Raw genomic sequence first — 9,861 nt, 5'->3', positions numbered from 1 at the left:
TTTGCCGCCGGCTTCCTTCAGATTCCACCTCGCGATGGACACCCTTGCCCTTGGCTATGTGATTCCCGCTATTAGGGCTCACTCGGGACTCGCACCCGTTAGCTAATGCTCATGCTGAGCGTACCAATAACGATATCGCCTTGGAGATTGTAAGGCGATATTGCGAACGGAGTGGAGGGATAGAACTTCAGACATATAGCTCTCCACGCAGCGGCATGCAGCGCATAAGGGAGTGGCAGCCAGATGTGGTGCTGCTGGATATTGAGATGAGCGGAACGTCGGGCATAGAACTGGCGAGGCAACTGCCCACTTCCTGTTGCCTGATATTCACTACGGCATACGCACAATATGCCTTGGAAGGTTTCGAGGTGAATGCTGTCGATTTCCTTCACAAGCCTTTCTTCTACGAGCGTTTCGAGCGTGCCATGCAGAAGGCACGGCAATGGGTGCGCATGCACGACCTGCTCCGAACATCGGAGTCTGCCGTGCGCCAACTGTTGCTGAAGTCTGACTACAAGACCATCTCTGTCTCCATCGACACCATATTATATATAGAGTCTATAGACAATTACGTCAAGGTGCATCTTGCCGACGGAACGTCGATGCTTTCCAAGATACCGCTGCATATCGTGGAGGGGCAACTGCCGCAGGGAGAGTTTATACGCATACACCGTTCGTTTCTCGTGGCAAGATGCCGCATAGCGCGCTTCTCAAAGACAGAGATAATACTGGAGAAAGACGGGAAGGCACTGCCCATTGGAAGGAAATATATGGACAATTTGAAATTATTAAAACTTCGCAAGTAGTAAAAAGGAGGTAGATGAAGAATGAAAATACTTCTTTTACCTCCTTTTTACTACTATAGTTGAGCGAAACTTGAAAAGTCCTACTTGTCAACCTTGAAAATCTTGTGGTCTTTTATGTAAAGTCCACGTGTAGGCCGTCCTGAGAGTCGTCTGCCCTGCAGGTCATAGTATACAGAGCTTGCCGGGTCGTGTGGTTGAGAGGTTGTAACAACATCTATGCCGGTAGCCCATCCGTAGAAGTCGAAGACACGGGTTTCCATTCTTCCCAATGCCATCACCTCAGATATTGAGAGTGCGCGGTTGTAGACGATGAAGTCATCGAACATGGCATCGGGCGAGCCCCAGAACGACCCTTTGCCAAGGCAAATCTCTGCCGAGGAAGAAAGGAGATCGAGCAGCAGACTGTAGTCGAAGCCTGTTGCCGTGGTGACAGTCTTTCCGTCCATCACGCCGTTCCATTTGCTGAAGTTTGTCTTCTTGCTGTCCACATACATCGTGACGCTTGATTTTGTGAACACCAGAGTAACAAGGTGCCATGTACCAGTTCCAAGCGTTGTGGCGACAACATCATTGGGATGGTTGATGTCTATCCAGTTGTTGTTCTCAGCATTGCCGTCATTGTAGCCGATGTATGTGTTGCCTGTCATGTACAGCCGTGCCGTTCCGTCAGTAAGGCCGAACAGCGCGTCCCAGCTGTTGTTGTCAGCACGCTTCACCCAGAACGATATTGTCGCACCATTGGCGAGTTCCTGTCCCAATAGCGGATTGGGCATGGCCACGTAGCTCTCGTTGCCGTTGGCACCGAATGTCAGATGAACGTAGTTGCCAGTCCTGAGGGGATCATCATCGCTGAGTGTCGGCACCTTGTTTGTTCCTTTCTTCAGCAGCGACGCCTTCCTGCTACTGTCGAAGGCATCGGCGAGATCATCATCGTTGAAGCCATAGTATGCCACCATGCCGCTCTGCCAGTCGGCTGTAGGAAGGGCGTTGGCCTCGGAATAGGCGTTGACGGTATAGCTCTTCTCCCAATACCATCCTGGGGTCTCCAGTCTTACCGACAAGTCTACGTAGGTATTCTCCTGCAGTCCCGTAGGATTGTATTTTCCATATGGCGATATGACATCCTCGTTGCTGCTTGTCCATGTCATCTTCACGTTGCCGGCCTTCAGGTCCATGCTGTAGAGGTCTATGTCGCGCATGACGTTCTGCTTGTTCACTAAAGGCTCCGTCTGATTGTTCAGCTGCCATGCCAGGTCGTATTTTGGCGACATCTTGTAAGCCCAGACGCTTGTTCCCGTCGACGGTGCGCTTGCCGACAATGAAACGGTATGCACGGTCTTGCCGTCCATGACCTCCTCCGTCACCACACCATTGTATTTTATGCCTCCAAGAACGAGCGATATATATCCCGTACCTTCCGTAATGGTCCATGTGCCTGTCTTGCCGCCAGTGATTTTCCCGTCTTCCGACAGTGTTATCTCTATTGGCGTCACCTCCTCGTAGTTGGCATAGTCCATGCCGTATTTGTGTATCAGCAGCTTGTAGGTTCCTGCCAGCTCGGCAGCGGTGAATGGCTGTGCGGAGGCAATGTCGGCATCGGTCACCATCTCGCCATTATATCTGAAAGGAGAGGCAACGAGCCATCCGTCGCTGTTCGTAAACAGCTGGTGTGCCCTTACCTGATGTCCGGCTGTGCCGTCGTTGAATTTCGTATGGCATACGAGGAAAGCCCTTCCGTCTTCGGTCGTTATCGCTGAGTTGTGACCCTGCGCGCATTCCCCGACGGTCTGGAAACCCCATCCGTTGTATGCTCCCATTAACTTTCCGCCCCTTGTATCGCCATTCTTTCCGTAGTTCATCGCGTACGATGTGAAGATGGCACTCTTGCCCTTGGAGTCCTTGTACGGTCCGTCGGGCTTGTCGGAGCGGAATACCCTCATCTCATATCCTCCGTCGGGAGAGAAGAAGCCGTAGCTTACGAACAGATAGTACCAGTTGCCTATGTGCTCTATGTACGGGCCCTCGCCCGACACGTAGTATCCTCCCGCAATTTTCTTGCCGAAATATGGGTCGCTTGTCACGCCGTTCGACGAGCCGTTGACCGAGGGATATTCCACATCGTAGTCTCTGAGTCCTGTCTCCTCGTCGAGTTCCAGCATCCATATGCCGCCCGACCATGAGCCGTAGCACAGCCATAGCTTTCCCTCCTCGTCGAAGAATACGTTGGGGTCTATGGTGTGCGGCCAGCGCTCGCCCCATTTGGTGCCCACATTATAGCGTGAGGGCAGCGCCGACTGCTCGCCAAGCACTATCTCGAGGTCGGTCTCCTTGTATGAGTGTGAGGTGTCATAGAAGCCGCATGTCACCACAGGTCCCTGGTAGAGGTATGGTCCGGTGATGTTGTCGGCGGTGAGCAGGATGATGCTCGAGTGCCAGGCGTCGCCATTGATGCTCAGATACTGGCACCATTTATTCATCGTAGGGTTCCATATCACGTCGGGAGCCCACATGTTGCCGTTTATGTCGTAGCTGGCATCGCTGCGCTTCGACCAGTCCATGGCGTTGAAGGCCGGCAGGGCTACGGTCGCCCCACCCTTCTTTACGGCAGTAACGGCAGGCGTGACGAAGGCCACGTCATTGCCGGCATTATTGTTTGTGCCTTGTTGCCAGGTGAACGAGGACGATGTCCAGTTCTGCATATCAGTGGAATAGGCGCATCCGCGGTGGGAGCCGAAGATGTAATACCTTCCGCTGCCCTGGTCGTAGACCACCGACGGGTCGTGTATGCTCACCTCCTTCTTTGTCTTGTTAGCATACAGCGTTTTGGCTTCCGTATAAGTCAGTTCTGTCTGCGCTGATGCGGCCAAAGGGATGGCGGCGGCAAGCAGCAGCACATGTTTCAGTTTGATGTCTGTCATAGGTTGTGGTAAAAATGATAAGTTTCAGTTGACAATGCAAAAATAATTAAAAAACGATTATCCGACAAACAATTGCATGATTTTAACACAGAAAGACCTGTAGCATACCGACACTATGCTCGCTGTATGCAGATATGGCCTCCCGTGGAACGTAGAGCGTACCATTTAGATAAGGTTCATCAGAAATATGGAGTGACGAACATAATAATATATTATTCCTAAAGTATATTATTAAATGAAGTGGGTGAAACCGTTTGCCATAGGATATGAATACGTTTGCATCCCTGATAAGGTTAATAACCTTACGGCTGAAAGGTTAATAACCTTACGCCCTTAAGGTTATTAACCTTATCGGCAATGATATATATATATGCATAGACCACGCAACAATATATTGTCACTCGAGATATAGCATGAACCGCAAATATGAATACGCCACAGACAAGATTTGTAACCTTAGCGGCAATGAAGGTAACAAATACAGAGCACACTGCTATAAATGGTAATCACTCGAAATGCCGGATGACCCCAACTTCTTCTTGTTGGCATTCATTTTCCTGCCATTAAAGTCATTGTTCTTCTGTATCACTTGGTCTCTGGCGAACTTGGTTTTCTCAATGCAGAAGTCCACATTTCTTTGCCGTTTGCTCCACTGTTTTATTGCCTTTTCTTAGCTCTGACATACATGCCGGGACGGAACATGGCGTTGTGGTCTTTCACCTTGGCGTAGGCTTTGATGGAGTAATCCGTCTTGTCAACAGCCTGATCTACAGAGATGACAGTGGCCGAGAAGGTTGACTTGCCCATGCCATTGACGCGGAAGGACAGTTCGGTACCTCTGTCTATCAATTGTAGGTCTTTCTCGTAGACCGTGAGCTGTATGAGCGGCTGCGACTTGTTGATGACATCACAGATGGCACTGCCGGCTTCTACATATTTGCCCAGATTGACTGTCAGATTGGTGACATAACCACCGATGGGCGAGGTGACAGGCAGGTAAGTCTTGATGCCTCCGTTCTTCACCGCAAGAGGACTGATGCCCAACGCACGCAGCTGAGCCCCTGTGGCAGAAGCCTTGCTCTTCATGGCGAGATATTCTGCCTTGCTCTGCTGCACCCTTTTCTGTGAGGCAGCTTCCTTTGAGCCTAACGAACGCTGGCGGTTGTACTCCTGCTCAAGATATTCCAATTGTGCCGAGGCCTCCAGATAGCTCTGTTGCAGCTCGATGAATCCGGGGTCGTCAAGCAGGGCTATCACCTGCCCACGGCTAACAGCCTTGCCGGGCATGACATAGAGCTTATGAATGCGCCCGCCCATTGTTGATGACACGGTTGCCATCTGGGTGGGAGAGGCAATGAGCACTCCGTTGAATGTAGGACTGTTGGCCACATTTGTGGCACTCGATACGGCATCTACTGTCACAGAGTCTTGTTGTGCCGTTGATGCTGACGTGGTGTCGGCCGAGGCCGTCTGTTGGCCCTCAGCTGTTTCAGATACATTCTGTTCTTTTCCGCCGCATGATGCCAGTAATAATGCTGCCATCAGCAATGTAGGATATATTTTCATGTTGTCAAATTGTTTTTATTCCGAATATAATTCCAGTTCTACTGCTGTCACATTGTATTCATGTACAGCATCTATATATTGTTTGCGAATGTCGCGTGAAGTGTTCAGACTCTGTACAAGTTCGGCTATATCCGTCTCGCTCTCCTCATACAGCAACACGGCGTTGCGTTGCAGCTCGTCAGCCTCATGCAAGGCTGCATCAACATAGTAGGCCACATTCTTGGCATTCATTGACAGTTGGTCTCTCAGTTCTTCCACCTTTCGCCGTAATTGCGTGCGGTTTTCCTCAGCCTCAAACTGGGCAGAGAGAGCCTCCATCTTGGCCTGTTTCACCCTGCTTTTCTGTGGGAAGAACAACAAGGGGAACGACACCCCTACCGACCATGAGCTGAGATTTGTCAGAGGTGCGATTTTCTGTAGGGAATAACCGATAGAAAACTCAGGGAAAAACTTGCTTTTCTCAATGTTCACCATGTCTTGCTTCTGCCGTGCCTGCATGTCAAAATAGGTGAGATAGGTGGCCGACGGCTGTTCACAGAGCGTGGCAGGGAGCAACGACAGGAGGGTATCCTCAGGCACGACTGGTTCTGTCGACCGACATACCCAGGCAAAACGCTTGGCTGCAACGGCCAACTGGTCTTGTGCCTGCACCCTTTTGGTGTGCTGTTCTGCCGCCAGGGTGTTCATCATCGAGTATTCCAGTTTGCTGATGTCGCCCTGCTCATATCTGAGGACACTCATCTCACGCAGACGCTTGGCTGTCTGTTCCTCGCCCTGCCACAAGCGGCACAAGGCCAGGGCAGAGAGATATTCGCACCATGCACGCTTCACCTCCGCAGTAATTTCCCTTTTTACAATGTCACGGTAACGCTCACCTGTCGCGGTCATGGTTTTGGCAAGCACATTCTTGTAATGCGGAGTAAGCAACGAACCTAACGATTGTTCCACAGTGAGCTCGTTGTCGGCTCTGGTCTCCCCATTCAGTTGTCCCCACGCAAATCCGATGTTGGTATTGCCACCATCCCAGGCTTCCCCACGCATGGCGCGAGCACGCTCTATCTCTGCGTTGGCCATGCTTATGCGTGGCGAACGGTTGACCGCCATGTCGACAGCCTCGGCAAGTGATATGTGTCGTGGCTGGGTTTTGACTTGCGGTTGGGCTTGAGCAATGGTAAACAAGGCAACAATGGTAAATAATGTAGCAAAACGCTTGGGCACAACGCCACGGCGTACCAAGGCTCTCCAACTCACAGGGAAGGCGTTGACCATACGGTAGAATGCAGGAATGACAATCAAGGTGAGTACAGTGGACACTATCAGGCCGCCGATAACAACAGTGGCCAATGGACGCTGTACCTCAGCACCGGCTGACGTAGCCACTGCCATGGGAACAAAGCCCAACGAGGCTACAAGACCCGTGAGGAACACGGGACGAAGAATATGCTTGCACCCGGCATACACCACCTGGTTGGTGCATCTGCTGTAGGCACCTGACCGGCGTATCTCGTTGAAATGGTTGATCATCAATATACCGTTGAGCACCGCCACACCAAACAGGGCGATAAAGCCCACTCCTGCCGAGATGCTGAATGGCAAACCGCGTATCCAAAGGGCGGCAATGCCTCCAATGAGCGACAGTGGAACGGTGGAGAATACTACCAATGAATAGGTAACGCTCTTGAATGCAAAGAAAAGCAGAAGCAATATAAGCATCAGGGCGATAGGTATCACGACAAGCAGTGTGTTGATGGCATTCTGCAGGTTTTCAAACTGCCCGCCATATTCAAAATAATAGCCAGGTTTCAGTTTGACATTCTTGTCGAGTGTGGCACTGATGTTCTCCACCACCTTCTGAATGTCAGCATTGCGCACGTTCACACCGATGACAATCCGTCGTTTGGCGGCATCACGGTTGATTTGCAGAGGACCGTTGACCAGGTCGATGCTTGCCACTTCGCTCACTGGTATCTGCATGTCGTCTGACGTGCGCACCGTCAGGGCATTGAGGTCAAGGTCTTTCACCAGTTCGTGGTCGAGGCGCACCACCAGGTCGAAGCGACGCTCGTTCTCAAACACCACACCTGCAGTCTCGCCGGCGTATGCCGTACGGATGATAGAGTTCAGCTCTTCAATGTCAATGCCATATCGGGCAATCTTGTTTCGGTCGAAGTGTACCACCAACTGTGGCAGACCGACAGCCTGTTCCACAATCACGTCGGCAGCACCAGGCACCTTATTTATATATGAAGCCGCCTCCTTGGCTTTTTCGTATAATTCGTCCATGTCCTCACCGTAGAGCTTGATGGCGATGTCGGCCTTGGCACCAGTCATCAGCTCGTTGAAGCGCAGCTGTATGGGCTGACTGAAATTGAACTCTGCATCAGGCACTACTTCCAATGCCTGTTTCATCTTCTCCACCATCTCGGCCCTGCTGCTTGCAGAGGTCCATTCCTTGAAGGGTTTCATCACAATCATCACGTCGGCATCTTCCACCGACATAGGGTCTGTGGGCACCTCGGCCGTACCGATTTTGGCCACCACATGCTTCACCTCGGGGAATTTTGTTTTCAGAATCCGCTCTGCCTTCTCTGACACTTCAATGCTCTTTGTTAGCGAGCTGCCTGCCGGAAGGGTCATCTGCATGGCAAAGTCGCCTTCGTCGAGTGTGGGGATGAACTCTGCGCCCAAACGGGAGAACAACAACAGGGCTGCAGCCAACAGGGCAAAGGCTGAGGCAATGGTCGGCACGGTGCGCTTCATGCAGAAATGAAGTACTTTGTAGTAAATCCGTCCTAACCTGTTGAAAAACCTGTCGGCAAAAGTGGGCTTCAGGTCGACGTGTCTTGGCAGGAATATTGCTGCCATCATCGGCACATAGGTGAGCGAGAGAATCAGCGCACCGATGATGCAGAATACCAGGGTCTCGGCCATTGGGGTGAAATATTTGCCCTCTATGCCACTGAGCGTCAGCAGTGGGAAAAACACGATGAGGATGATGAGCACGGCAAAAGCCGAACTGCGCACCACCTTGGCTGCACCTTGCTCCACCTCGTTGTTCATCTCGTCGGCACTGAGCTGCTTGCCTGCCAGACGTTTGGTGTAGATATGGGCCAATATGCCTTCGATAATCACTATGGATCCGTCAACCACGATACCAAAGTCAATGGCACCAAGACTCATCAGGTTGGCTGACACGCCAAAGATGCGCATCAGGATGAAACCGAAGAGCATGGCCAGGGGAATGACCGAGGCAACAATCATGCTGGCCCGGACATTGCCCAGGAACAGCATCAGCACCACGAACACGATGATGGCGCCCTCGACCAGATTGTATATCACGGTAGAGATATTGCGGTTGACCAGTTCCGAACGGTTCAGGTAGGGCTCGATGGTGACGCCTTCAGGCAACATCTTCTGTACCTTATCTATACGGCTCTGCAGTTCCTTGGTCACCACATTGGCATTGGCTCCCTTGAGCATCATGGCGATACCGCCCACACACTCGCCTTCTCCGTCCATGGTCATGGCGCCAAAGCGCTTGGGAGCACCGAAGCCCACACGTCCGATGTCGCTTATATGCACCGGCATACCATTGCGGTTGGCCACAACAATCTTCTCGATATCCTTGATTTTCGAAATCATGCCCTCTGAGCGGATATAGTATGCCCGGCCTTTTTTCTCGATATAGCTGGCTCCTGTGTTTTGGTTGTTCTTGCTGAGTGCCTCAAACACGTCGCCAATGGTCAGCTTTTGAGCAGTCAGCACATCTGGGTCGATGGCTATCTCATATTGTTTGAGGTAGCCTCCGAAACTGTTTATTTCTACAATGCCCGGAATACCCGACAACTGCCGGCGCACAATCCAGTCTTGAATGGTGCGCAGCTCCATGGCGTCATAATCCTTGGCATGTGCCTTGTCCACCTTCAATACATACTGGTAGATTTCCCCCAGACCTGTAGTGATGGGCATCATCTCGGGTGTACCCAGTTCTGAGGGTATCTCGCCTGCCACTGTCTGTATCTGTTCGTTGATGAGTTGTCGGGCTTCAAGGGTGGGTACACTCTCCTTGAACACCACTGTGACCAACGACAGTCCGAACCTTGACACCGAGCGTATCTCGGTAACATTCATGATGTTGCTCATCGATGTCTCTACAGGAATGGTAATGAGTTGTTCAACCTCCTGTGGAGCCAGGGTGGGCGACACTGTCACAATCTGTACCTGGTTGTTGGTGATGTCGGGCACAGCATCTACAGGAAGGGTCAACATGGCGTAGATGCCTCCTAAAAGCAGAAAGAATGTGGATAATGCCACAAAGAGTTTCTTGCGTACTGAAAATCTTACTATACCATTAAACATATATATTATATATAATATTGTCTTATAGTGATATCTCTTTCAGCCGGGCTTGGTTGAGTGTTATACAGAGATTTAGCATTATATCATACAGAGATAATGCAAATTTATAAAAAAATCCCGAATTACAAGCAATTCGGGATTAAAAACTAATGTCATTACTATAATCGTACATTTTGACAAGAAAACATCAAACCTGTCTTAGGCCAGGAAAT

4 protein-coding genes are annotated in these 9,861 nt (G+C 50.9%); 1 reads left to right on the top strand and 3 read right to left on the bottom strand.

The annotated features are described in order from the left end of the window. Positions 1 to 140: 140 nt before the first annotated feature. A complete protein-coding gene (locus tag CIL02_RS15215; protein WP_240513744.1) occupies positions 141 to 806 on the top strand; it encodes a LytTR family DNA-binding domain-containing protein in 666 nt (221 codons plus the stop codon). Between the two features lie 80 nt (positions 807 to 886). Here CIL02_RS15215 and CIL02_RS15210 read toward each other — a convergent pair whose 3' ends face one another. The 3 genes from CIL02_RS15210 to CIL02_RS15200 form a co-directional block, all read right to left on the bottom strand. Continuing rightward, entirely contained in the window at positions 887 to 3,724 is a 2,838-nt protein-coding gene (locus tag CIL02_RS15210) for a family 43 glycosylhydrolase (RefSeq protein ID WP_094403015.1), read from the bottom strand. A 657-nt stretch (positions 3,725 to 4,381) separates the two neighbouring features. Next, positions 4,382 to 5,290 carry an efflux RND transporter periplasmic adaptor subunit gene (locus CIL02_RS15205; protein ID WP_094403014.1) on the bottom strand — a complete coding sequence of 303 codons (909 nt, stop codon included), beginning with the start codon at positions 5,288 to 5,290 and terminating at the stop codon, positions 4,382 to 4,384. A 15-nt stretch (positions 5,291 to 5,305) separates the two neighbouring features. After that, positions 5,306 to 9,649, bottom strand: coding sequence for a CusA/CzcA family heavy metal efflux RND transporter (locus tag CIL02_RS15200; protein ID WP_094403012.1), 4,344 nt, complete (start codon positions 9,647 to 9,649; stop codon positions 5,306 to 5,308). Positions 9,650 to 9,861: the final 212 nt, after the last annotated feature.

Origin of the sequence: Prevotella sp. P3-122 (assembly GCF_002251365.1) — a bacterium.
GTDB lineage: Bacteria > Bacteroidota > Bacteroidia > Bacteroidales > Bacteroidaceae > Prevotella.
The sequence above is the reverse complement of the archived record's forward strand: the minus strand, read 5'-3'. Positions and strand labels throughout refer to the sequence as shown.